Source organism: Sphingobacterium pedocola, assembly GCF_015209965.1.
Lineage (GTDB): Bacteria > Bacteroidota > Bacteroidia > Sphingobacteriales > Sphingobacteriaceae > Sphingobacterium > Sphingobacterium pedocola.
The window spans coordinates 18,264-43,761 of the sequence record NZ_MU158690.1; the positions used below are offsets into that span (position 1 = coordinate 18,264).

The 25,498-nt window shown below is 39.4% G+C and carries 24 protein-coding genes; 18 read left to right on the forward strand and 6 right to left on the reverse strand.

Annotated elements, in window-relative coordinates; all coding sequences use genetic code 11:
- Nucleotide 1: 1 nt before the first annotated feature.
- Nucleotides 2–2,377: a peptidase domain-containing ABC transporter gene (locus tag C4F40_RS10325; protein ID WP_196939330.1), complete on the reverse strand. Its 2,376-nt coding sequence runs from the start codon at nt 2,375–2,377 to the stop codon at nt 2–4.
- Between the two features lie 224 nt (nt 2,378–2,601).
- Between C4F40_RS10325 and C4F40_RS10330 the strand changes: the two genes are divergently transcribed.
- The 12 genes from C4F40_RS10330 to C4F40_RS10385 all read left to right on the forward strand — a co-directional run bounded on the left by C4F40_RS10330 (nt 2,602) and on the right by C4F40_RS10385 (nt 12,188).
- Nucleotides 2,602–3,513: a lantibiotic dehydratase C-terminal domain-containing protein gene (locus C4F40_RS10330; RefSeq protein WP_196939331.1), complete on the forward strand. Its 912-nt coding sequence runs from the start codon at nt 2,602–2,604 to the stop codon at nt 3,511–3,513.
- A gap of 11 nt (nt 3,514–3,524) precedes the next feature.
- Complete coding sequence (locus tag C4F40_RS10335; RefSeq protein ID WP_196939332.1) at nt 3,525–4,283, forward strand: T6SS effector amidase Tae4 family protein; 759 nt, start codon at nt 3,525–3,527, stop codon at nt 4,281–4,283.
- A gap of 18 nt (nt 4,284–4,301) precedes the next feature.
- Nucleotides 4,302–5,135, forward strand: a complete 834-nt coding sequence (locus C4F40_RS10340; protein WP_196939333.1) for a hypothetical protein — start codon at nt 4,302–4,304, stop codon at nt 5,133–5,135.
- 289 nt (nt 5,136–5,424) lie between these two features.
- Complete coding sequence (locus C4F40_RS10345; protein ID WP_196939334.1) at nt 5,425–5,694, forward strand: DUF4372 domain-containing protein; 270 nt, start codon at nt 5,425–5,427, stop codon at nt 5,692–5,694.
- Nucleotides 5,687–6,589: an IS4 family transposase gene (locus C4F40_RS10350; RefSeq protein WP_196939335.1), complete on the forward strand. Its 903-nt coding sequence runs from the start codon at nt 5,687–5,689 to the stop codon at nt 6,587–6,589. Before C4F40_RS10345 ends, C4F40_RS10350 begins: the two co-directional genes overlap by 8 nt.
- Nucleotides 6,590–6,620: 31 nt before the next feature.
- Complete coding sequence (locus C4F40_RS10355; RefSeq protein WP_196939336.1) at nt 6,621–7,673, forward strand: hypothetical protein; 1,053 nt, start codon at nt 6,621–6,623, stop codon at nt 7,671–7,673.
- 44 nt (nt 7,674–7,717) lie between these two features.
- Complete coding sequence (locus C4F40_RS10360; protein WP_196939337.1) at nt 7,718–8,530, forward strand: hypothetical protein; 813 nt, start codon at nt 7,718–7,720, stop codon at nt 8,528–8,530.
- An 18-nt stretch (nt 8,531–8,548) separates the two neighbouring features.
- The gene (locus C4F40_RS10365; RefSeq protein WP_196939338.1) at nt 8,549–8,869 is read left to right on the forward strand and encodes a hypothetical protein; all 321 of its coding nucleotides are present in this window, start codon (nt 8,549–8,551) and stop codon (nt 8,867–8,869) included.
- Between the two features lie 215 nt (nt 8,870–9,084).
- Nucleotides 9,085–9,765: a hypothetical protein gene (locus C4F40_RS10370; RefSeq protein ID WP_196939339.1), complete on the forward strand. Its 681-nt coding sequence runs from the start codon at nt 9,085–9,087 to the stop codon at nt 9,763–9,765.
- 5 nt (nt 9,766–9,770) lie between these two features.
- The gene (locus tag C4F40_RS10375) at nt 9,771–9,998 is read left to right on the forward strand and encodes a hypothetical protein (protein ID WP_196939340.1); all 228 of its coding nucleotides are present in this window, start codon (nt 9,771–9,773) and stop codon (nt 9,996–9,998) included.
- Nucleotides 9,999–10,022: 24 nt separating this feature from the next.
- A complete protein-coding gene (locus C4F40_RS10380) occupies nt 10,023–10,853 on the forward strand; it encodes a hypothetical protein (RefSeq protein WP_196939341.1) in 831 nt (276 codons plus the stop codon).
- Nucleotides 10,854–10,883: 30 nt separating this feature from the next.
- A complete protein-coding gene (locus tag C4F40_RS10385; protein ID WP_196939342.1) occupies nt 10,884–12,188 on the forward strand; it encodes a TolC family protein in 1,305 nt (434 codons plus the stop codon).
- Nucleotides 12,189–12,276: 88 nt separating this feature from the next.
- Here C4F40_RS10385 and C4F40_RS10390 read toward each other — a convergent pair whose 3' ends face one another.
- Nucleotides 12,277–13,155 (reverse strand): Rpn family recombination-promoting nuclease/putative transposase, encoded by an 879-nt coding sequence (locus C4F40_RS10390; RefSeq protein WP_196939343.1) that lies wholly within the window; start codon nt 13,153–13,155, stop codon nt 12,277–12,279.
- 404 nt (nt 13,156–13,559) lie between these two features.
- Here C4F40_RS10390 and C4F40_RS10395 point away from each other — a divergent pair, with 404 nt between their 5' ends.
- Nucleotides 13,560–14,180: a DUF1016 N-terminal domain-containing protein gene (locus C4F40_RS10395; RefSeq protein ID WP_196939344.1), complete on the forward strand. Its 621-nt coding sequence runs from the start codon at nt 13,560–13,562 to the stop codon at nt 14,178–14,180.
- Between the two features lie 234 nt (nt 14,181–14,414).
- Here C4F40_RS10395 and C4F40_RS10400 read toward each other — a convergent pair whose 3' ends face one another.
- The gene (locus C4F40_RS10400; protein WP_196939345.1) at nt 14,415–15,938 is read right to left on the reverse strand and encodes a TlpA family protein disulfide reductase; all 1,524 of its coding nucleotides are present in this window, start codon (nt 15,936–15,938) and stop codon (nt 14,415–14,417) included.
- A 451-nt stretch (nt 15,939–16,389) separates the two neighbouring features.
- A complete protein-coding gene (locus tag C4F40_RS10405; protein WP_231390013.1) occupies nt 16,390–16,881 on the reverse strand; it encodes a Crp/Fnr family transcriptional regulator in 492 nt (163 codons plus the stop codon).
- Nucleotides 16,882–16,958: 77 nt separating this feature from the next.
- Between C4F40_RS10405 and C4F40_RS10410 the strand changes: the two genes are divergently transcribed.
- The 5 genes from C4F40_RS10410 to C4F40_RS10430 all read left to right on the forward strand — a co-directional run bounded on the left by C4F40_RS10410 (nt 16,959) and on the right by C4F40_RS10430 (nt 23,298).
- A complete protein-coding gene (locus C4F40_RS10410; protein WP_196939346.1) occupies nt 16,959–19,343 on the forward strand; it encodes a glycoside hydrolase family 95 protein in 2,385 nt (794 codons plus the stop codon).
- A gap of 322 nt (nt 19,344–19,665) precedes the next feature.
- A complete protein-coding gene (locus C4F40_RS10415; protein ID WP_196939347.1) occupies nt 19,666–20,256 on the forward strand; it encodes a TetR/AcrR family transcriptional regulator in 591 nt (196 codons plus the stop codon).
- Between the two features lie 143 nt (nt 20,257–20,399).
- Nucleotides 20,400–20,801 (forward strand): BlaI/MecI/CopY family transcriptional regulator, encoded by a 402-nt coding sequence (locus tag C4F40_RS10420; RefSeq protein WP_313785400.1) that lies wholly within the window; start codon nt 20,400–20,402, stop codon nt 20,799–20,801.
- 6 nt (nt 20,802–20,807) lie between these two features.
- Nucleotides 20,808–22,544, forward strand: coding sequence for a M56 family metallopeptidase (locus C4F40_RS10425; protein ID WP_196939348.1), 1,737 nt, complete (start codon nt 20,808–20,810; stop codon nt 22,542–22,544).
- A 133-nt stretch (nt 22,545–22,677) separates the two neighbouring features.
- Nucleotides 22,678–23,298 (forward strand): trimeric intracellular cation channel family protein, encoded by a 621-nt coding sequence (locus tag C4F40_RS10430; RefSeq protein WP_196939349.1) that lies wholly within the window; start codon nt 22,678–22,680, stop codon nt 23,296–23,298.
- Here C4F40_RS10430 and C4F40_RS10435 read toward each other — a convergent pair.
- Both C4F40_RS10435 and C4F40_RS10440 read right to left on the reverse strand, forming a co-directional pair.
- On the reverse strand, nt 23,295–24,590 hold the full coding sequence (locus C4F40_RS10435; protein ID WP_196939350.1) for a UDP-N-acetylmuramoyl-tripeptide--D-alanyl-D-alanine ligase: 1,296 nt from the start codon (nt 24,588–24,590) through the stop codon (nt 23,295–23,297). The genes C4F40_RS10430 and C4F40_RS10435 overlap by 4 nt on opposite strands.
- An 82-nt stretch (nt 24,591–24,672) precedes the next feature.
- Nucleotides 24,673–25,497 carry an SMP-30/gluconolactonase/LRE family protein gene (locus tag C4F40_RS10440; RefSeq protein ID WP_196939351.1) on the reverse strand — a complete coding sequence of 275 codons (825 nt, stop codon included), beginning with the start codon at nt 25,495–25,497 and terminating at the stop codon, nt 24,673–24,675.
- Between the last annotated feature and the right edge of the window lies 1 nt (nt 25,498).

Consider the following 25,498-nt stretch of genomic DNA (forward strand, 5'->3'; position numbering starts at 1 on the left):
TCTATCCTTCGGTTGGTTTGGTTTCTGTATCGGATCTTATTTCAAATGGCTCTTGCTCGTTAAGTATCATCCTTTTCGAATCTTCATTGCTTTCTATATAGCTCTCAATCTTTTCGATTATCTTATTATCTATTTTCGGCTTCAGCTCACCATCATTCTCTTTCGCTGCTGAGTTATCCGTGATGTTACTGACCAGGTCTACCTGCGACTCTACCAGCTGATAATAAAGCCCCCGCCGCTTCATAAGTGTTTCATGCGAACCTGTTTCGACCACACTTCCTTTCCGCATAACAACAATTTGATCTGCCTTACGGATCGTACTTAAACGATGAGCCACTACAACGACCGTCTTATCTTTAAAGATATTTTCCAGTGAGGTGATAATTTTCTGTTCATTGATCGTATCCAGTGAATTCGTAGCTTCATCAAAGAATAGAAAATCTGGATTTTTATAAAGTGCCCGTGCAATCAGTACCCGCTGTTTCTGACCACCGCTTAATCCACGTCCACGCTCACCCATCATGGTTTGATATCCTAAGGGAAGCTGCTCTATCTCTTTGGCAATATTGGCGGTTTCGACGGCTTGACGTAATAGCCCATAATCGATTTTCTCATCGTCCAATACAATGTTGTTCAGTATCGTATCATTAAATATCTTCCCGTCTTGCATCACCACGCCGACTTTATCCCGCCATTGCTTCAGGCTGATGTTGTTCAGGTTCATATTACCGATCAGAATTTCGCCATGAGACGGCTTGTAAAGACGGAGCAACAGTTTAAGTAGTGTGGATTTACCACTACCGCTATCGCCTACGATCGCTGTAATCTTTCCTTCGGGTATGGATAAATGCAGACCGTTTAGAACCACTGGTGAATTGGCTGTATACTGAAAAAAAACGTTCTTTAATATCAGGCTTTTGTCCTGCGCGAGTTCCAGGCTGTTATTGCCTGTATTGTCATCTTCTTCCGGTTGCTGGTGTATTTCGTTTAATCTCAGAAAACTCAGATGTGCAAATTGTGCCGAAGTGATAAAACTAACAAACTGTTGTAGCGGACCACTTAACATGCCAATGATAAATTGCGTAGAAATCATTACACCGAAAGTGATCTCGCCGGCGATGACCGCCTTTGCGCAAAAAAACGTAATCAGCAAATTCTTGATATTGTCGATGCATTGTGCACCCAGGTTTTGAACGTTGTTGATTGTTAAGCTTCTCAGATTTACTTTATATAGCTTTGCCTGTATGTTTTCCCATTTCCAGCGCTTAGCCTTCTCGTAGTTGTTCACCTTGATATCCTGCATCCCCTCTATCGTTTCTACCCAATAGCTTTGATTTTTAGAAATTAACTCAAAATAATTCCAATCCAATTTGCGCCTGAGTTTCAAAAAAGCCAGTACCCAGAGTATATAAAGCGTACTGCCCACCAAGAATGTATAGAAGATAGATGTATTATAAATCCATAAAATAATGCCGAATACCACAAACGTTAATGCAGAGAAAACTGTATTCAGCGAGTTGTTCATAATAAAGCTCCGAATACGTTCATGGTCGTTTGCTCTCTGTAAGATATCGCCCGTCATCTTTGTCTCGAAAAAGGTAATGGGAAGCTTCATGAGCTTCATAAGGTAATCTGAAATAAGTGCAATATTAATTCGGGAGGTTACGTGAACCAATATCCAGTCGCGTACCGCATTTGAAAGAGTGACCGAAAGAATAATGGCAATATTGGCGATCAGCACGATGTTGATAAAATCGATATCTTGCCGTTGTATGCCTACATCAATCACTGCTTTAGAAATAAACGGTAAAAGGGCCTGTAGCAGCGTCACGATAAACATCACGACAAACAGATTTGCAAAATTCTTCCTATACGGTGTAAAATAACCCATTAGGCTATCAATTGTTTTTTTTCTGTTCCGCTTTTCATCTTCATGCATAAGTTTGAAATCTGCCTGCGGTTCCAAGGCAAGCAGCACACCTTTTTTATGTTCGTACTGCGGTTTGCACCAGTTTTTTGCAAATTCCTGATGGCTGTAGCTTAGCAGGCCCTTAGCCGGATCAGAAACATAAATTGTTTTAGCTGTTGTTTTGTAGACAACAATAAAGTGACTGTTGCCCCAATGTACAATACAGGGTAACGGCACTTTTTCGTATAAATCCTGAATGGTCGCTTTTATGCTGATACTTCTTAGGCCTATACTTTCGGCTGCATGGCTCAAATCAAGGAAAGAAACCCCCTCCCGGGATAATCCGCATTTATCCCGTAGATATTGCAGTGAATAGTACTTGCCATAAAATTTTGAAATCGATTTGAGACAGGCCGGACCACAATCCATCATATCTAACTGTCTATCAAGTGGAAAAGGTCTAAACATGGTTAATAATTAGATTTTAGTTTTTTTCAAACTTATTTGCTAATATAGAAAATATTTTTTTTCTTTATGGATAATTAAAAAAAATTAAGCCTTTTTTAAACCATCTAAAACCAATTAGCAAATATGATCACCGTCGGAGAAATATACGCTTGCCAAACGATATGTAATCAAAATATCGCCGTAAAGCATCCAGCAGGAAACTTGTCTGAGTTAATAAGAGCGCCATGGAGCAAGCCAGCTATCTTCTCTTATCAGCTACTCACGCAATGAAATATCCACTTTGTTTTGCGATTTATTATAACCGGCAGGCATGGTCCGATCTGTTAAAGAACTGCCTAGCGCCAATCCTACAACAGTTGAAAACAGAGAGTGGCTATAGCGGTTATACACTATACTTCTGCAAGGAGCAGGGAGAACATCTACGGCTGGAGCTGCACCTGCAATCTATGGACCAGCAGAAGATACAATTATATCAATCGACCATTGAGGAGTTCATAACTGCCCATCCGACACAGAGGCTCGACAAGCCCCTACCCATCCATGATTCATTTTTTTTAGACCTACCCAATAACAGCGTATATACCAATACCTTTAAACCGGCGTTACCCCATACTGCCCATATTGCACCGCCGGAGGTTGCTTTCATTAGAAAAGAAATATCCGCATTGATGCTGGAAGCCTTTGCGGAAAATCCGGTGGATCAGGATGCCCTATTCAATTTTTACCTGTGCCTCCAAATAGTAGCCTTGGGCGTATTTGGCAGCCCACTAAGCACAGTAGCAGAGATCCTGCGAGAAGATCATAAGAAATTAGCTGCCCGATTACCCAAGGAAGAAGTTCGCCGACTGGAGCTTGAAGCTGATAAGTTGATCAAAAACAATTTCGCCGATTTGAACGAACTGCTTGCTTTGGCAGAGTATGGACATTACAGTGCTGACACCGAATGGCTCTGGGCATGGGAACAGGCATGTAAGCAGATATCACGCACTACAGCTCCAATGAGCTTATTCCGTGATATCAATAGGTCGATCTGTCAGCACATTGATCTTCACCGTGGTAAATGGAGCGCCCTCGGTCTCACTATTATAAAAAGTCTAATAACCAATCAAAACAGGTTAATCCATTATACATCTTAAATGAAAACAAAATGAAACGATTAAAATTAAACCTGGACCAATTAGGCGAAGAACTGGAAATGCTGGATCCCGAGCATTTGCATAGTATAAAGGGGGGAACCGGAAGTTATGGTGGGTATAACTCATGGGAAGAACTTTGGGCAGCCATGCAAAACGGATACGTTCCGCCGGAAGGTGAGTATAACCCTGGTGGATATGGAGACTATGGTTGGGGCGACTACGGAGGTTATAATGGCGGATGGCCAGATTGGTACGGAGGCGGATACGGGGATTACGGCACTGGTGGTTATGGAAATTATGGCGGTTATAGTGGTGGCCAAATTGATTATTCAAATTTAAATCATAGTCGATTATTCCATTATTATCCCAGAAATGAAGACGGATCAAACGCTACACCTTCCAGTGATTCTTATGCGGCAAACCAGTGTGCTATACGCTTAGGAAAAATGTTTATGGATGCTTACGGTGTTGATTTTTCTCAAGATCCTACATACGCAGGAAACGTAACATCTGAAGGCTATCCCCGTGGAGCACGAGATGTAGCAGAGTGGTTAATCGAGAATGGCGTAGGACATACATCCACGATGACCAGAGCAGAGTTTTTAAGTTCTAGCTACTATTCTACAACAGGTATCGTATACCAAATAGCTGAAGACGGATCCATGGCGCACATAGATATTTATAGCGGTAACGGTGAGACAGAAACAGGATTCTATAGTAATCAAAATTTGATTTTCTTCCCAATAGCAGGGGATGATTGGAATCCTTAAAAATCTTCGATGAAATATATGAAAAAGCTACTTCTTACATGGGGAACTTATCTATTACTTACTTTCCAGACGTTAGGTCAAATTACAGGGTATGAAAAAATCTGGTTGCCAGAGAATTTTGTCGAGAGTTTGTTACTGCGAAAAGAATATGATATTAGTAAATTTGATGAATTCCCTATAAAAGCAATCGTCATGAGAGGTGACGATATTTTTTTTGACACACACCGCGGTCGTTTTGCAAAAGCTATTATTGTTAAAGATTCCATCGGTAGAATCAAGATTACTAATTTAAATAAAAACATAAATATGTCCCATTATCAGATCTCTGAGTTCAACAATGTAGATTTTTTCCTCCTTTTCAGTGAAGAGTCCATACAGATAGAAAAAAGTGTTAAGGGCAAACCGACAGACACATTACGATATGTGCTAGTAAATAAACAAATGAGTAATATCACGTATCTAACCGCTGAAGGCTATTTACTGCTAAATGGTTCCTTTGAACTATCAAACCCACTACGTCCGTATTTTCGGGGATTTGAAATCGAATTTAAATTGGATGGAACGGTGGTTTCTCCTATATGGAAAGCGTATACAATAATTCGAAAGGGGAATATGATTGAAAATATTAAATATCCAGTTATTACTAGTTGCTTAGTTGAACTTATAGATCCACAAGGGGTAAAAACTCAAAAAATGCTAATAATTCATAATCCATCTGAATTCAGGTTTTATGATTTCACTAAGAACGATAGGAATGTATATCGTCTTGATGATAAATCTTTTTCCACTTTAAAAGTTGTAAAAGATAGTATTTGGTCAAGAAAAATTCCGTCAGTCAAGCTGATTAAATGATTATACGTAAATATAAATCTGTGTCCATTATTATACGGTTGATTGTCGCTTTTGCTTTCGGATCGGAACTATTACGAAGAAAGGTGGGCAGTTTTGCCGGTTTATATCCTTTTGCGGAAAAATGGAAAATAGATACTCCCATTAATTCATCTATTATATATCTTAAATCATTAGTGTCTACTAAAATTATTAAAATTGTTCTTTGATTTCTTGATAATCTGATTGTTGTGATGAATTTTCATGCGTGACGATTTGAATTTGTTTAGGTTCACCGCAAAAAGCGGTAAAGATGAATCGAGGCAAATACGTTTTCGCACAGTTGACTGAATTTCTTCCACGACGTGTATTCGACACTATCGTGCAAAGGTACGATGGGAACAGATATGTTAAGCATTTCACTTGTTGGAACCAGTTGCTTTGTATGATGTTCGGTCAGTTGTCTAACCGCGATAGCTTGCGGGATTTGATACTTGTGCTGGAAGCACATAGCAGCAAGTCCTACCATTTGGGGCTCGGCAAACAGATCACCCGAAGCAATCTGGCCAAGGCGAATGGCTAAACGTGCCAGCTTGATATTTGAGGAGTTTGCCTACCACATGGTCGCTGTGGCCAGATCCAAATGCAAGAATGTCGATCTAGGTATCGATTCACAAGTCTACCTGTTTGATTCGACGACCATTGATCTTTGTCTCAGCGTATTCTGGTGGGCATCATTCAGAAGGAACAAAGGAGGCCTCAAGATGCATACCCTGTACGATGCCAATAGCCATATCCCTGTATTCATGCATATTACAGCCGCTACCGTCCATGATGTAAATGCCATGGATCAGCTAAACTATGAGCAGGGGGCATTCTATGTTTTTGATCGCGGATACCTTGATTATTCCAGGCTGTACCGTCTGCACAATGCAGGAGCATACTTTGTCATAAGAGCAAAATCAAACCTCAAGTTCCAGCGCATGTATTCTAGAAAAGCGGACAAGGATAACGGTATCTTATGCGACCAGATAGGGAAACTTATTGGTTATTACACCTGTCGGGATTACCCTCAAAAGATACGCAGGGTAAAATTCTACGACAGCGAATCCAAAAGGACGTTCGTCTTTCTGACCAATAACATGGAGGTCACGGCAGCCGAAGTTGCCCTGCTCTATAAACACCGTTGGGCAATAGAACTGTTCTTCAAATGGATCAAGCAACATCTGAAAATAAAATCGTTTTGGGGTACAACGGAAAATGCTGTTCGAATACAGATATTCGCTGCAATTACGACATATTGTCTTGTAGCCATTGTTGGTAGTGATCTCAAAACAGATCGTCAGCCCTACGAAATATTACAGGTGTTAGGCATATCCTTGTTGGACAAAACGCCTATAAATGAATTGGTTACAAAATCAGATTACAGAAATGTCAAAGAACGTATTGTTAAACAGCTGTCCCTCAGCTTATTTTAAGTGGACAGCAATGATCTTAAATAAAAACAAAATGAAACGATTAAAATTAAATCTGGACCAATTGGGACAGGAACTGGAAATGCTGGATCTGGAGCATTTGCATAGTATTAAGGGCGGAACCGGAAGTTATGGTGGGTATAACTCATGGGAAGAACTTTGGGCAGCCATGCAAAACGGATATGTTCCGCCGGAAGGTGAGTATAACCCTGGTGGATATGGAGACTATGGTAATTTCGGGGGCTACGGAGACCCGAACAATCCTATTGAGATTCCTGGGGTAGATATAGGTGGAGGATATGGAGGATATTTTGATGATGACTGGGATGACTGGACGCCTTGGGGACCCGGAGGATACGGTGGTTATTACGAAGGAGGATATGGGGGGTATCATAATGGAGGTTACGGCACAGGTGGTTATGGGAACTATGGGAATTATGGAGCGTACGGGGGTTATGGCGACTATGGAGGTTACTATCCAGGTGGTGGTGGAGGTAACAATGGAAATACGGGGCAAAGCAATACGGGAGACCCCTGGGTAAGGGATTCAGATGGGAATATTGTTGCTACTCCCACTGATAGAATTACGTTCTTTCCGACAGGAGAGGATTCGACAGTGAACGGACTGATCTTCGAGTATAGGGAAATGGAGTTAACGGACAAAAATGGAGAAAAATATATTGTCTACGAAACAGTATCTATATGGGATACCAATACGGGACAATTTTTATCTATTGAGGATTCTTATCAATCAAATTGTTTTGGATTTGCTGTTGCAGATGGTCAATACTATTTTTGGGATGATACCTCAACAACAACTAAAAACGAATTTTCTTTCGAAGCATATAAAAACGCATTTTACGAAGAAACATCTAGCTTTGACCCCAATGCCAGCATTGCAGTAGTGTATTCAGGCGATTACGCAATACATGCTGGAAAATATGACATGTCACAAGGTTACGCCGCAAAAGGAATGATTTCAGATGTAAACACCTACAATTCAGAAGCTGCATTTCAACGAGGTGAGGCTCCCGTCGGCACTGAAGATTGGTATAAGGGTACGGTAAAATATTATAAGCTAAGGTGATGATCTGTAATAGAAACAACAAGTTTTTCATTTACCCAGAGAGGATGCTGTTAAATATTTTGCTTGCAATAACATTTTCTAGCTTTCCCAATTACGTCCATGCGCAAGCATTATATGAGGAGAATAAATTCATAAAATTTGTTCGGGAACCAAATCAATCGGTTACATGCCTTTTTAGTGAATATCCTACACTACACTCTCTTTCTATAATCTACAGAAAGGATATTCCCTCAGTTTCGATATTGCATTTTAAAGAAAGAGACGAGTACAACTATCGTAAATCTCTTTACTTTGATTTAAGCTATGAGGCAGACTCAGTCTTTTTCAAAGAAAAATATGACATGGTCAATATTGTATCGGAAGGAACTGAGCTTTTCTCATCTAAAGACATAAATGCGCTCCAACAAGATAATTTATATAGTATAGTCGCATTTAAAGATTCCATCATCTACCGATTTCTAACCGACAAAAGGCTTTTAGAAGGAGAAAAAAAAGGAATATTAGGATGGCCCGCATCATACGGTGGCAATATGAAGGAGTTACAGCAGACCATAAGCATGAGGTACAAAAAAGAAAAACAGTTTACGGAAGAAAGAGATTCTGTGTATGTACTGAAGTGTAAGGTACTTCGAGATGACAGTTTAGGTGATGTAGAACGGATAGTTGGCAGACCATCATTGTTATATGATATCATTGTTGAAGAGTTTCGTAAAAGCAGTAAATCATGGAGAGCAGCGATTTTAGAAACATCAGGGCTAAGACATGACACATTCATCCGTGTATTGGTACGCTTGAATAGGGACGGAAGTATCACGATCAAAACTCCGAGGGGTCTTCATACCATAGAAGGGTATTGATAAGGGCAACAGTTTGTAGTGAATGATATACCGGGACATTACAAATCCAATTGTCATGGCTATGCTATGGGACTTGATCTGTGGTTTGTTGATCCCGACAACTCCACTATGCCTACATCTTCATGGGGCATAAATGAAAGTTTGGCGTTTGAAAATATGATGGATGGAACTTATTCTTCTAATTCAGCTGATGCAAACGTCATTTCATTTTATGGATCTGGAGGTACACTTATGCATTCTATTAAAACAGATCCAAATACAGGTGAGGTATGGAGCAAAACCGATCATGGTGATATTAAACATTACGTTAGCATCCAGGATTATTACACTCTCCCATAGCACCAAACGGTCTAACACATGGAGATATTTACAATAATGCTGATATGGTAAAAAAATACTATCAGCTTTAAGAATTCAAGATTTATCAAATGAAAATCCACGCACTTATCTACCTCCTTCTACCTATAATATGTTTTACGTCTTGCCGCGTATCGCAGTACGAGAAGAAAAACATCGGCGATTATTATTCTGAAAAAAATATAAGAGGAATTTTTATGGAATATAAAACGATTGACTCGATAGATTTTACTTATTACAATAAAAAAACTACCGATTTAATTGTGTATGGAGACTTGGATTCCAGTAATTTTTCTAACCTGAAACATAATAAACGAAAACATTATTATAATCTGGAATTTGAAGGGGATCTGTTATACTTACAAAGAAAATACCCTTTATTGTATGATTTTATTCTAAACGAAAATTTGAAGGAGTATATACCAAAAGATCTCAATCATTTCGGATTAGTCGTATCTGAAGAATCTTCTAGAGTAAGGGATGTAGTAGCTTATTATTCTTCAACAGCAAAATTGAAGAAAACTCAAGAGTTTACCGATTACTTGAACGCGAAATATTCAGATACTATCATGCCAACAAAAGATTCGATTCTTATAGTACAAGCAGTCTTAGACGCAGAAGGAACAATAAAGGAAAAGTTTCTTCTTCATGGCGAGGAAGGCCGCTTTTATGAATTTGTATTTGGCCCCGACGAAAAACACGAGAAGTACATGATTTTTTTTCGATTTTTTAATTCCTATCGTAAAATAAGCATCGCTGATATATATGTCCGTTTAAATCCTGACAGGACGTTCTCTGTATCAAGTACTGGTCGGGGGCGAGTGCTGAGGATAAAGAATTATAAAGAAGATCCGAAAAACCCACTGATGTATTGGTAATAATAATGATGAACACTAATTATGTTTCTAATGCATCAGCAGCAACAGTTATCTCATTTTATAATGGAAGTGTTCTTTCTCACTCCGTAAGAACAGATCCTTCGACGGGGCAGGTATGGAGCATAACAGATCATGGAACAGTAAGGTCTTACGACAGTCTACAAGACTTTTACAATGATGGACGAAATCGTGAAATATATGAAGGTCTCACAAAAAAATATTACAATCCTTAATGAAGGAGAAAATAAAGATTAATCATGAAATTATTAATTGGTGTTCGCAGTTTAGCCCTGTTTTTTATCGTATTCACTCAGTCATATTCCCTCTTAGGGCAGATAGACAGAATTGATTTTAAGGATGAAACTATACAGGATGATATAGCAACTATTTTTGCTACTTATGAGGGTATTGACTCTATACGTGTAGATTATTTTGATGGTATCCCCGTAAATCTAGATATTTATGGAATCATAGACTCAATCTATTACGCAGGTAAAACGGGGATTCTAAATTATACTTTTTACAACCTGAACTTTGAAGGAGATCGTTTCTGGGTAAAGAAAAAGTATCCGATGGTGTATAATCTTATTCTTAGTAAGAATTTCGTCCATTATACTACATTAATGGAATCTAAGACCAGCGGGATTCTTTTGACTAAAACCCACTCTTATATAGCAAAAGCAACGAGGTTTTCAACAGTTGTGGCCACACCCCGTGCTGTAAAAATAAAAGAATTTACGGAATACCTTAATCAGAATTATTCAGAAGCGATCAAGCTTACTCGCGATTCGGTCCTTATTCTTCAGGTTGTTGTAGAAAGGGAGGGAACCATGGGTGAAACGGAGTTGTTGTATGGGGAAAGAGGAAAATTTTATGATTTCGTGTTCGGTACAAAAGAAAGTCAATTCCCGTTTGGTCGCTTTTTTCACCCTTACCTTAACAATGGAACCCCTAGAAGAAGTCTTGCCGACATCTACATTCGCTTAAATCCAGATAAGACCTTCACGGTGTCAAGTACAGGACGACAAAGAAAGCTAAAGATTAAAAACTTTAAAGATGACTATAACAATCCTTTGTTTATTTTTTAAGGTAGAACCATTTATAATTAATTCCAAATAATGAAGAAGTGGTTTTTGACAACGTTGCTGGTTTTGTTATTACCCCTGCTCTCACATGCGCAACTGGTACTCTCACTGAAACGCGCCCGAGAGATTCTGGTGGAAAACAGCTTGGATCTAAAACAGCGGGAATTGCAGGAGCGTATCGCTGTGATGAACGTCGATATGGCGAAACATGCGTTGATGCCGAATATCTATTTCAATGCAAACAACCAGCATACGCTTGGACTGGTTTTCGATCAGGTTACCGGCCAGCTGATTACGGGAAACCAGTGGTCTAATTATGCGAATGCCAATATCGCAACCAATGTAATCCTGTTTAAGGGCCTTCAAAAAGTAAATACCATTAAAGCGGAAGAACTGAATCTGGAGCTCACAAAATTGGATGTTGAAAAGTTGAAAAGAGAACTGGAGCTGCAGTTGCTATCGTTGTTTTTTCAGACATTGATCAACCATGATCTTTACGAGGCTAGTCTGGTACAGCTAAAACTATCCGAACAGCAGCTTGCGCAGGAAGAGATCCAGATCGAAGTGGGCAAGCGGACCATAATTGATCTATCCCAGGCCAAAAGTAAGGTAGCAAATGATAAGCTCAATATCGTAACGGCAAAGAATGGCTACAACCTGGGCTTACTCAAGCTCAAACAGCTATTGGAGATGGCGGAATCGGATGAACTGGAACTCGTACCTCCGACCGCATCAGGTTTACCCTTAGCCCCGCCTGAAGAATATCTCATAAACGATCCTTACCTCAAGGCTATAGATAGGCAGATCGATCTGGCACATATCAATATCAAACTTGCCAGATCAGCCTATTACCCTACTATCTCACTCAATGGCGGATACGGTACGAACTATTCGTCACAACGCTATAATATGTTTAATAGTATGGTAATGCCCTTGTGGGAACAGTTCAACCAGAATAGATCGCTATATGGTAATATCTCTATTTCTATGCCCATCTATGACGGCTTTAAGGCTAGAGCTAATACCAAAAAGGCGAGACTCGGGCAGGAAAATCTCCTATTTGAAAAAGGAAAGGTCGTAAAGCAGCGACGGGAAGCATTCTCGCAATCCGAGCTGGAATATCAGGCATCCATTGAGGAACTAAGAGCTTTAGAGGCTACATTTGAAGCGAACAAAGTAAACTATGAAGCGATGAACGAGCGCTACAAGATCGGAAAAAGTTCTTCGATGGATCTCTACAAGGCATTGACGGATTACAATGTTTCTGAATTCAGGTTGATCAACGCCCGGTATTCCATGCTGTACAAGGGTGAAATTTTAAAAACATTGACGAAATAGGCATTTTGATTGCGTGATGACATTAAACAACAACAGCCATCTGAAAAGATTCCAGATGGCTGCAATAGACTTTATAATGTCTAAATAATTATTTTAGTTTTTCGATTTCCTCAATAGAAAGCCCCAGAAGATCGCTGATATCCTTTTTATCATACCCCCTACTCAACATTTTACGGGCTGATTCAATAGCCTTCTTGCGTTCGCCTTCGGCAATACCTTCGGCGAGAGCCTCCTTTTTTGCATAGGCTATCGTGTTATTATAATCACGTTTACGATCCAAGCTTGATATATATGCCATATGTTCCTCAGGCGTTAGATTTGCCAGTTCTCCTATGGCAAAGATACGGGAGAATATTCTTTTATCCAAATAGTTAGCCAGTTGGTTCATCTCATGCGAATGCTTCATCAGATACATCCATTGATCTATAACAGTATCCAATCCTGTCAGTGGTTTATTGAAATTGGGCAGCACTAGCATCTTGTAACTTAGCTTAGGATACAATACTTCCTGATCAAACTCATCTATCACCTTTGCACTATAATAGTATTTATCACTATTGAGCTTATCCATCCGAAAACCCAATACGGCAACAAAATAAACGGAAGGCAGCTCGTACCCATTGCCGTCTGTTCCTTTCTTAGCCAGGCGACTTATGGTACGCGAGGTATAGGTTACTGCACGGTCGAAAAAGAAGTCCTGGTTCTGCAGCTGCATTTCCACTAAAAAAACTTCCCCTCCTTCACCGACACAACGCAGGTCGAACACGACCTTACGATCGCTGACATCCTCACCATCTTCTTCGACATTGCTGTACTGTAAGTCAGCAACGACATGCTCCCCTTCGAGAAGACTGTTCAGAAAATTGATGAGATTACTCTTGTTCTCCTCACGACCAAAATAATATTTCCAGCCGAAGTCGCTGAGGATATCGACGTAATTACTTGTCTGCTTTTTTGCTTTTGCCATTACCGTTATCTATTGGTTATTAATCAAATATAGCAATAAAATTTGCAAAAAACTAAATAAATTAGCAAAAAAATAGATCAAAACTTATTATCTTTCGTAAACTCACGGTTTAGACCATGTTTATTTTTATATCCCAGCTAATACTGTTTTATGAGGCTATGGATTGATTATTTTTCTTGTTTCTGACTTTGAGTATAGGCTTTTATATTATTCTGGTTTTTCCCCAACAAACCTCTACAATTGTATTAAATTTTACAGCTTTTTCTCTTCATCAGAGTTTTTCCAACGCTGCGTTGGAAAAATATAAACCGTACTAGAAACCGAATTCATACAACGCAGCGTGTACATAAACCAATGGGAGTACTTGAATGTAAAAGCAATATTTATAACATACAGTAGTAGACATGGACAAACGTTTTTCAGACATCATACAACTCATACAACAATCACGAAATAGCGCCATAAAAGCTGTTAATGTACAATTGATAAACCTGTATTGGAATGTCGGATCATATATTAAAGATAAGCCCGCTGTTGCTGGGTGGGGTGATAAAACGGTCGAAGAACTTGCAACTTTCGTTCAAAAAAACAATCCTGAACTGAAAGGTTTTAACCGTAGAGGACTCTATAGAATCATACAATTTTACGAGACCTATGCTCCATCCAAACTTATCATTTCAACTGAACAACAAACATTATCTAACGATAATAGTAAAATTGTGTCCTCAGTGAGGACACAATTTGAACCAAAGAACATCAGAAACACAATTTTGGTACAATTAAGTTGGACACATCACCGCACTATTTTCTCCCGATGTAAAATGGAAGAAGAAAGAGAGTTTTATATCCGTCTATGCATCCGAGAGAATTATAGTGTTAGAGAGCTAGATCGCCAAATATCAGCAAGTCTTTTTGAGCGTACAATGATAGGAAATTCGAAACTTTCGCCGGAAGCAAAAGCAATTCACATCGATATTGCCAGTACTTTTAAAGACAGTTATGTTCTTGAATTTCTAAATGTCTAATACCAGTAAGTATCATTATCTGCGGTTTATCGATAAAACTTTTGACCTGATCTATATATGCTGTTTTTAAAATCATCTTTATGGTTATAACCACAAAAGATATCTTTTTACATATGTAATTATGGTTATAACCATAAAAAATTTTGACTTAAATATATTTTGCATAGTAATATTTTAACGCAGTTTTATACGTTTTGGTGCGGTAATTATATTGACGATGCCGCCATGGCTTGCTCATTTTAACAGATCGTTAATCATCCCGCTTACAGCGTCATTTCCGGGAAAGGCTGAAAATTTATTCATGAGTACGCCTTCTTTATTATATAACAGATAGGACGGAATATACTCAAACTCAAAATAATCCATCATGTAAGTCCACTGGGCGTCTGTCAGATAATAATGTTCGCTGCCTATTCCTTTTATTTTTTCTTCCCATAACTTTTGGGGTGAAGACCCGTTGGTGATATATACAAATACAATATCCTTATCTTTAAAATCGCCTTTTGCACCTCTGAATTGTTTCATTGCTTCCAGGCAAGGAGCACACCATGTTGCCCAAAGGTCAATAAACACAACCTTGTCCTTATACTTAGAAACAATAGTCTCCATGACCTTATCTTCCGGAACCGACGTGATGTCATTTACAACAGTAGGTGATTTTACTTTGTCAAGTTCAACAACCTGTCGGTTTTTTCGAAAGAGTATTTTTGCGATTTTTCCATCTTTCCAATAATGGGTTATATGCTCTTTTTGCTTTTCGGTTAGGGGTTCTACCTGTTCGTTGAGCTGCCAACCATAGGCATTTGCCGCCAGAATATCATAATATGGCCCTTCATCGAATCCGACCAGATCAGCTAGAATAACTTTCACGCTTGCCAACCAAGAGGGGATATCGTTTTCTCCGATCTTTGGAAGATCTAAAACCTCATTTTGAAGAACTAGGCTCTGGAATTCGGAGAATGTGAACGTGTGGAGGTATTGCGGATCATTGAGATTGAACTCTTTCAAAAAACGAAAATATGACCGATCAATCTGTTGGATTTCTGGTGTATTGGCTGTGTCTTGAGTTGCGTTACGATAATTAAGCTTCATCTCTCTTTGGTAATCAAAGACATGTCCTGTATACAAGTATAAACGATACTCTTTAGCTATAAAATCTTTAAACTCTCTGGATAATGCGTCATCCTTATTTACGAATAGTGCTAATCTATGAGATACTGTACTTTTAGCACGATCCAAGAACTCATCTACACTTTTATCATAGAGTCGTGGATATACCCAACCTGGGCTATCTGGTCTATAATCAAACATTTTGTTTAACACCCCCATGGTCTGCATCATATCATATTTATTCATCACAGGCGTAACCTCGACATTTTTGATGTCACGATTTGAATTATAGTCGATATCAATGTGAGTAGAGTGATTGTTTATCGATTTGATGAAAAAAAATTTATTGGGATTTACACTCGTATACAACCATAATAAAGAAGTCTCGGTTTCCATATCAAAGTCTATTGAGAATTTTCCCAATTGGTCAGCGAGAACTTGATGTTTAACATTTTCTCCAGAAATTGGATGTATAACATTAAAAGTTACCATGATGCTATCCCTATTTTGATCAATAGGAGTGATGATTCCTGTTATTTTGGAAGTACCGGCGATTATGTTTGTAGTGTCTGTAGCGATCTCTGTTGCCCGGTTACATGACAAAAAGAACAAAAGACTACAGACGAAAAGAAGTTTTATTTTAATCATTGTTATCTTGATTTAAACCCCGGCAAAATTTAAAAAAGTTCTGCCGAGATTCAGCGAGGACACTTGTTAACCTGTCGGCTCGCTCTTTCAAATTAATAACGTATACTGGTATCTTCATTTCGATCATTACTTCTTAATCTGCGTCGATTGTTTCCTCAATCAATTTGTATTCCTATTATATTTTGCAATTACTAGCTGCTACTTAAGCCCCTATATCATACGGTCTTTGGCGCTCCAAGGAACGCTATTTTATCGTCAGACCGTAAAGACCTTATCCATTTTTCGATGATTTAGACCGATACACCTAACTCGTTTGAATAGAATGGTGGTCTTTTTCCCGGTGCAGATTTTATAATAGATAGCAACAGATTTACTCCCTCGCCTATGGCATTATCCTGAGCTCACACCGACCAACCCAGGCTATCCGATTTTAAAGTTTATTACTTGAAATTTATTTACTGATACTTTTCCTGATTCTGCTTAACGAGGTTGCTGTAATCCCTAAGTAAGAAGCGATATAAATAAGCGGTATCCTATTTACTAAATTGGGAAAGTTTTTCAAGAAATCCAAATATCGGGTTTTGGCCTCGGTATTCAACTTTGGCTGCACTAAGTTAACTTTATCCAGCAGGGTTTTTACGGTAATTTTATGGATGGTTTTATCCCAATCAATAATCGTGGTGGACAACTCTTTGAAACGTTCATACGAGAACAAGATTAGCACACAATCTGTAACCGCCCGTATGTAAATCATAGAAGTGATTTTGTTGTTGAAACTTTCCAGGTCCACTACAAAGTGATTTTCATCTACAAAATGATGAACGATTTCTTCGCCTTTGTTATTATAATAACAAATCATCAAAACACCTTCCTGCACAAAGGCAATTTGGCGGGCAACTTTTCCGGCTTCTGAAAAATACTCATTTATCTTGATAAAATACACAAACGTTTGTTTGTAAAACAGTTGATGTAAGTTTTATTTTGTTTTATATCTTTAGATCTAAACACATAGACCATAAGATGATCACCATTCGTTTTTTTTCTGCTAACCTCGTGTCTTTTTGCTATCGCCCAATTAGACTTTATTCTTTCATTTGTATCGGACTCTGCCTTATTGGATGTTGCCATTGCTATGCCCAAGACAATAATCTAAAACTTTGGTACGACAAACCCGCCAGCATATGGGAAGCCACCCTACCATTAGGAAACGGGAAAATCGGCATGATGCCGGATGGAAAAGTACAAGAAGAAACCATTGTACTGAATGAAATCAGTATGTGGTCGGGAAGTCCGGAAGATCCGAATGATCCAGCAGCTTATCAAAAAGTGCAACGTATACAAGCTCTTTTACTTGAAGGCAAAAATGACGAGGCAGAAAAGTTGGTAAACCAAACTTTTGTGACAAATGGTAAAGGATCGGGCCATGGCAATGGCGCAAACGTACCTTACGGTTGTTATCAGTTATTTGGCAACCTGCACTTGAAATTTGATTCACTCGATCATATTTCAAGCTACAGACGAAGCTTGGACTTGGAGACGGCTACCGCCTTGACGGAGTTTACAGCGGATGGCGTAGAATATACACGTCGATATTATACCGCATTTGGTCCCAATGTAGGGGTAATTGCCTTGCATGCCAACAAAAAGAACGCTTTGCGTTTCTCCTTACGACTGGATAGACCAGAGAATGTTGAGGATTACCGCCTCGCCTCGGATGGTTTACGCATCAATGGATCATTGCCGGATGGCAAGGGTGGGAAAAATTTACGCTTTGCGGGGATGGTAAAAGTGAAAGGGAAAGATCTTCGCATAGAAAAAAACGGAAAAGAATTGACGGTCCAAGCCAAGGGCGATGTAGTTATATACATAGCGGCAAGCACCAGCTACTACGGTGGTGATCCAGAGAAACAAGTTCAGAATGAGATAGGCAAAATTGAAAAGCTCTCCGAAAAAAAACTTCATACCGAACATGTGAAAAATTATCGTTCGAAATTTGATCGCGTTCATTTGCAGCTTGCTTCGAAGGAAAACAGTGAATTGCCTACGGATAAACGTATCACGAATTTTTTCGCGGATCCAAATCAAGATCCGGCTATGGCTGCCTTATATTTTCAATTCGGGCGCTATTTAACATTATCCAGTACCGCTCCAGACGACGAACGTGCATTACCTCCCAATTTGCAGGGGCTATGGACACATCAGATCCAAACGCCCTGGAATGGTGATTATCACTTAAATATTAATGCACAGATGAACCATTGGGGTGTTGAGGTAGGAAATTTAAGCGAATACCACATGCCATTTATTCGACTGATCAAAACATTGGCACAGCAAGGTAGACAAACGGCACAGGCATACTACAATGCCCCGGGATGGGTGGTGTACATGATGACCAATGTGTGGGGGTATACAGCTCCTGGCGAACACGCATCATGGGGGGCGAGTACAGCTTCCGGCTGGCTGTGCAATCATCTATGGGAACATTATCAGTTTACGCAAGACACCGACTACTTGAACGATATATACCCGATTTTAAAGGATGCAGCGGTATTCTATGATGCAACGTTGATTAAAGATCCCGCTACGGGATGGCTCGTAACCGCACCGTCCGTTTCTCCAGAAAATGGCTTTCGCTTGCCTAATGGAAAGACCGCTTCCGTAGTGATGGGTCCAACGATCGACAACCAGATTGTGCGCGAACTGTATCTCTCTTTAATTCAGGCAGACTCCATCTTACAAAAAGAAGATCGTTTTGTAGCAGCGCTGAAGTCTAAGCTCACGCAACTGCCTCCAGCCGTAGTGGTAAGCCCAAATGGACGTGTCATGGAGTGGTTGAAGGATTATGAAGAAACCGAACCGCAACATCGGCATGTATCCCATTTATATGGCTTATATCCAGCTCCGTTTATCTCTCCACAGACCACGCCAATATGGGCCGATGCGGCACGCAAGACGCTAGAAGTACGGGGAGACGAAGGAACAGGATGGTCGCGTGCGTGGAAGATCCTGTTTTGGGCACGTTTGCAGGATGGAGATCATGCGTTGGAAATCTTGCGTCAGCTTTTAAAGCCCGCGCATGCAGATCAAGTAACCTATAAAGGTGCTGGTGCCGGAACGTATCCCAATCTTTTTTGCGCGCATCCACCTTTCCAAATAGACGGTAACTTCGGCGGAAGTGCAGGTATTGCTGAAATGCTTCTGCAGAGCCACAATGGTTATATCCATCTATTACCCGCATTACCAAGCGGATGGCAGGACGGAGAAATCCGGGGATTGAAAGCCCGCGGAAACTATGAAATTGATGTCCGCTGGAAGGCACGAAAGGTGGTGGATTACAAAATCAGAGGACCAAGGGGCACTGTCAACATATTGGTAAACGGACAGTATAAAACGATAGCTGTATAGAAAAACAACTAAATAGTTTTTGCAGATGATAGCATAAAATCTTTCAACCTCTTTTGAAAGCAATTAAAATTGCCTATTTTAGAAATTATAAACGAAATCCAATATATTATGAACGATACCCTTCAGAAAACTTCCCTTCTTTACATCAAACAGTTAGAACTTTTGTATTCGCGAATTGCCTTTGTTTAGTAGATTCTAGCAGTCCCGGAGCCTGATTTATAACAAGGTTTCAAAATATATACTGATCTTAAAAGGCTCATTGCCCGCATACAGGTGCAAAATAACTATTTAATATGCTATCATTACGTGGTGGATATACGATATGACTAAAAATAAAAAAACACAAAAATCTTTAATTACAAAATCGAAATTATTAAATGCGGTAGAATCCGTCCTTATCAATAAAGGATTCACGGAGTTGAAAGCAAATCCAATTTGCGAGATCTCGAATGTAGATAAAAAACTGATTTATTTCCATTTCGGAGACCTAAAGGGATTGCAAACCGAATACCTCCTCAGAAATGATTTTTGGCAATCCCAACGGGAAGTACCCGAAGAGATAACCAAAGGGACTGTTAAAGACATGCTAACCGACCAGTTTACCTCTATTTATGAAAAAGACCTCCTGAAGCGCTTATTGATATGGGAATTGAGTGAAGAAAATGAAACACTAAAAAAAATTGCGCAAGACAGGCTGGAAAATACGAACAAGATGGTCGATAAATTTATCGACCAACAGGACGTTAAAATGGATGCATCTCCACTATTGGCATTGACCATAGGTGGATTATATTACCTTTCTATCCGTTCCGCTGAAAAAGGGAACACATTCTATGGGATTGATATAAATAAAAAATCCGACAGAAAAAGAATGGTAAACACCATTACGAGGCTAATCAAACAGATAAAATAATTACCATTTCGCACAAAAACCTAAATTAACCCGCAATTGCTCCTGACGAAACAGAAGCGATTTAACCCAGTAGCTGCAGTAGATATCACAGAATAAGAAAAAAAAATGAATTTTATTTTGATTCTACGAATTACTTCGTACATTTGAATACGAAACAATTCGTAGAAGATATGAATGAGCATTTAATTAAGCCTACTGAAGGCGAAATGGAAATTTTGCAGGTCCTTTGGAAAAAAGGAGAATGCACTGTACGTGAGGTATTCGAAGAACTGAATAAAAAAGACATCGGATACACCACCATTCTCAAAATCATGCAGATCATGCACGAAAAAGGGATGGTAGATAGAAATACTTCGGCAAAGACACACATCTATAAAGCGCTACTGAATAAAGAGAATACACAGCAACATTTTCTAAACAAGATGATAGATACAGTATACAATGGATCTACAGCGCGGTTAGTAATGCAGGCGCTGGGAAATAAAAGTGCGAGTAGGGAAGAAATCGATTTAATAAAAGAATACCTCGAAAAACTGGAAAAATAAAAGACCATGGAAGCTATTATTCAAAATCTGATCAAAGCCCTCGGATGGAGTATCGTTCACTCCCTGTGGCAAGGAGCAATACTATATATTATATTGTTCGGCTTGTTCGCCCTTATGCCTAAGGCGAGCCCGCGAATAAAACACAATATCGCTTTCGGAACATTATTGTTAACACTGGCCGCGTTTATATTTACCGTCGTTTCTACGTTCTCTCTTCCGGTTTCGCACACCAATCCAGGTGTTAAATTCAATGAACAGGACTATGTTCTACTCTTAAAAGAATTTCAAAAAGGGCAATTCGCCACCGAAAACATTTTTCCTTTTATCGTAATAATATACCTGTTGGGAATACTATTTCAGACTGCTTTTCTAGTAAATGGTTACATAAGGCTCAAAAAGATCCGTAACTACAACATTCAACCCGTGCCTGCAGAATGGTCAATGCTGTTTCAAAAAGCGTTACAAAAATTGAATATTTCTAAGTCGATTGGTTTCTATCTTTCTACACGTGTAAGCGTACCGCTGGCGATTGGTTATTTCAAACCCATAGTATTATTTCCCGTTGCGCTCATAAACCATCTCGACACCGAACAAGTGGAAGCCATACTGTTGCATGAACTGGCTCATATTCGTCGGAATGACTATTTAATCAACCTTATCAAAGTATCTATAGAAACGATGTTATTTTTTAATCCTTTTGTTTGGCTTACCTCAAGGTTTATGCACATCGAGCGCGAACACGCATGCGATGACTTAGTCGTCCGTTCGACCAAGACGCCACTCGCTTATGCCAAGGCATTGCTCCATATCGAAACGCTCAGAGTTGAACAAGCTCCTGCTATGTCTATGGCCGCAACCGGAAACACGCACTATTTATTAAAACGTATAAAACGAATAACGAATATGGAAAGAAATTATCCCAATGTAAAGCAACAGTTGTTTGCGATTGCATTAACTTTATTTACGTTTATTACTGTAGCTTGGATAGCGCCTGACAGAAATAAAAATGATCTTACAAAAAATAAAGAAACTACAACAGAAACGCTAACTGAAATAAACCATGAAACAGAAATACGGGAAGTACTGACACTAAGGGAAGATTCTGATACGACTTCGGTTGCGTCAACAGAAACACCTATTGTTCGTACTACAACCGTAATTCACCACTCGGACAATAGATCCGATAGTTTAAAGGCGACCTGCAACGATACGGAACTTAAAGCCAATATTTCAAAAATAGAGGCAAATGCAAAAAAGATTGAGCACTATCACAATTCGCCAGAGTTCAAGGCCAAAATAGCAAAGATAGAAGCCAATGCCAAGGAGGTCGAAAAGTACTTCGGGTCGCCGGAATTTAAAGCGAAGATTTCGAAAATAGAGGCAAATGCAAAGGATATCGAGAAGTATTTTAATTCGCCAGAATTTCAGGGGAAAATAGCAAAGATAGAATTGGAAGCTAAAAAAATAGAAAAATACGTTGAGTCCTCAGAATTTAAGCAAAAGATCGCGAAGATAGAATCTAGTGCCAAGGACATCGAAAAATACGTTGAATCGCCCGAATTCAAAGCCAAAATTGCGAAAATAGAAAGCAGTGCAAAAAACATTGCAGCATATTATGAATCGCCTGAATTTAAGGCTAAAATAAATAAAATAACAGAAGCATATGAGGCTCCGGAATATCAAGAAATCCACAAAAAATTTGAACAGGAGCTAGAGACCTTGCACCAATCAGAAGAGAATTAAGGTAGCCCAACCTCGCTATTCTGTCTTAACGCGCTTATATCATTGGCCGTAAAGAACCTTCATATTTACCGATATTGTTGGTAAATATGAAGGTTTTTTACGTATTATTGCGTTGGGTATACATCGTTAATAAATGGACTTTATATATTATAGCGATCTTTTAGGTACAATGGTTTTTGCCATATCGGGAGCTATGGCAGCCAACCGCAATAACATTGACATTTTCGGAGCCAGTTTTACCGGGTTTGTAACAGCTATAGGCGGTGGATCATTACGCGATATATTCCTAAATATTCGACCGGTTTGGGTCGAAGACGGAAATTACCTGATTGCGATATTCATCGGTGTATTTATTTCAATTATAGCCAACAAGCAATTAGACAAATGGGCGCGAACATTGTCCTTATTTGATGCCATCGGCATCGGATTCTTTACCGTGGTAGGTGTTCAAAAATCATTGTCTTACGGAAGCAGCGACATTGCTGCAATAATGTTAGGTATGTTTTCTGCTTCCATGGGCGGGGTAATACGGGATGTATTGATGAATGTAACACCGTTAATATTACGAAAAGAGATTTATGCTACTGCATGTTTATCTGGCGCCTTGTTATTTGTGATCTTAAATAACCTGCATGTGGATAACGGCACGAATGCCTTTTTAAGCGCAGCACTGGTATTTCTGATTCGCATATTATCTGTTAAGTTCAATTTATCACTTCCTACAGTCAATCATACAGAAACTAAAGACAATTAAAGCTGTTCCAATAGTTTTTCAAATGCCATTCCGCGGGATGCCTTTAGTAGGATAAAACTATTTTCAATAGTCGGAATTGCAGATTTAGCTTCCTCCGTGGTTCGGTAGTATTCGCCTTCCGGCTCCCGCTGCGCATAGAATTCTTCTCCTACAAAAATTAACCGATCCAGTCGTAAGGACTTAGCCAATTCGATAATTTTTTTATGTTCTGCATAAGCGTCCTCACCCATTTCAAACATATCCCCTAAGATCACCACCTTATGCTCCGCCTCCAACACCCTCATATTATCCAAAGCCGCCGACATGCTGCTTGCATTCGCATTATAGAAATCCGCAATAATGGTATTCTTCGCTGTTTTTGTAATTTGTGAACGATTATTTTTGGGGATATAACCTTCGATCCCCATATTGACTGGAATAGGGGACACCTCAAAATGTAACCCCACTGCAATAGCAGCCAAGAGATTTTCGATATTATATGATCCCGTAAGGCGTGTAGTAAGCTCATAGATCGGGGTTGTATCCTTCATCTTCCAACTAATGGAAAGATAGGGGTTAGCATATAACAACTTCCCAGTTACATCATTCTGATCGGAAAAACCATACCGCACAATTTTATTAAAGGTTCTGGCATTCGCCATTTCTAGAAGTTCGACATTGTCGCTTTGCAAAAAAAGAGTGCCATCATTTTCCTGAAGAAAATCATATAGCTCTCCCTTTGTTTTTTTAACTCCTTCAAACGAGCCAAATCCTTCCAAGTGCGCTTTTCCGACATTGGTGATGAGACCATGCGTAGGCTGTGCTATATCACTTAATAGTGCAATCTCCCCCACATGATTTGCCCCCATCTCTACGATAGCAATTTCGTAACTATTGTTTATCGAAAGCAGGGTCAATGGCACCCCGATATGATTGTTTAGATTGCCTACTGTAGAATAGGTTTTATACTTCTGAGAAAGGACTGCATGCAACAGCTCCTTCGTTGTCGTCTTGCCGTTTGTTCCGGTGACACCGATAACAGGAATATTTAGGTGAGATCGGTGATATTTTGCTAAATGTTGAAGTGTAGAAAGCACATCTTCTACTACGATATAATGATCTCCTTTCTGGTACTGAGGCTCATCTATCACTACATATTTTGCGCCAGCGGCTATCGCCTGATCAGCAAATGCATTTCCGTTAAAGTTAGCTCCCTTTAAGGCAAAGAAAATACTATCTACCGCTATATGACGCGTATCTGTAACTACTTTGGGAAACGCTTTATAAATGTCGTAAAGTTGATCGATCTGCATAACCTGTTAATTGATAAAACAAAAGTAAACATAAAAAGGAGCATTATTTTTTAAATAATACTCCTTTTTTGATCGTGTGCCTCTACTTTAATTTATACGCGACGACGCTGTTGCTATTGAAAGTGGGGATATACAATATCTGCTCTTTTGGATTGTATCCCAGATCTGCTGTATTCATATTGCCTTGCACATCGAGCATTTTCTGGAAAGATCCGTCTGCACGCACATAATAAATAAGTCCCGCCCAACATGTCACTAGAAAGTCGCCGTTGCCTACGGGTTCTAATCCGTCGCCACCCTTCTCAAATCCCGTTGCAAGTACGGTCTTATTTTTGTTAGCATCAATCTTCCATAACTCAGGTCCCGCCAATGCATATAGGTTATCATTTACAAATTTCAACCCATTTACAGAAGGTACATTATCCATATACAAGGTGTACCTGGATCCCTTAATCTGGAAAATCTTATTTTGACGCGTATCTGAAACGTATACTACACCGTTATCATCGACGGTAACATCATTTAAGAAGGTCGACTCCGCGATCTCAATCTCGTTTACTATGTTTCCCGTGACAACGTCCACCACCACAACAGAACTAATATCCGCAATGTACAGAAGATCGCGATATAAGGCTAACCCCTTAGGAGCATTCAGGCCGGTAATCCAATCCGCTTGTTTCAGCGAGCCGTCAAGGTTTAAAATAGCAAGGCCGCCTTTACCATCCTTTGTGGCCCCTTCACCATCAATTAGGGAAACATATAATTCATTTTTTTCTGGAACAAACAGTACGGACTCCGGAACGGGCAATTGATCTTTCGACTCCCAAATCTTATCAAGCGCCTTCTGCTGTGCATTAATTCCTTGAATGAATAGCACGGAACATAATATATTGACTAACGTTTTCATC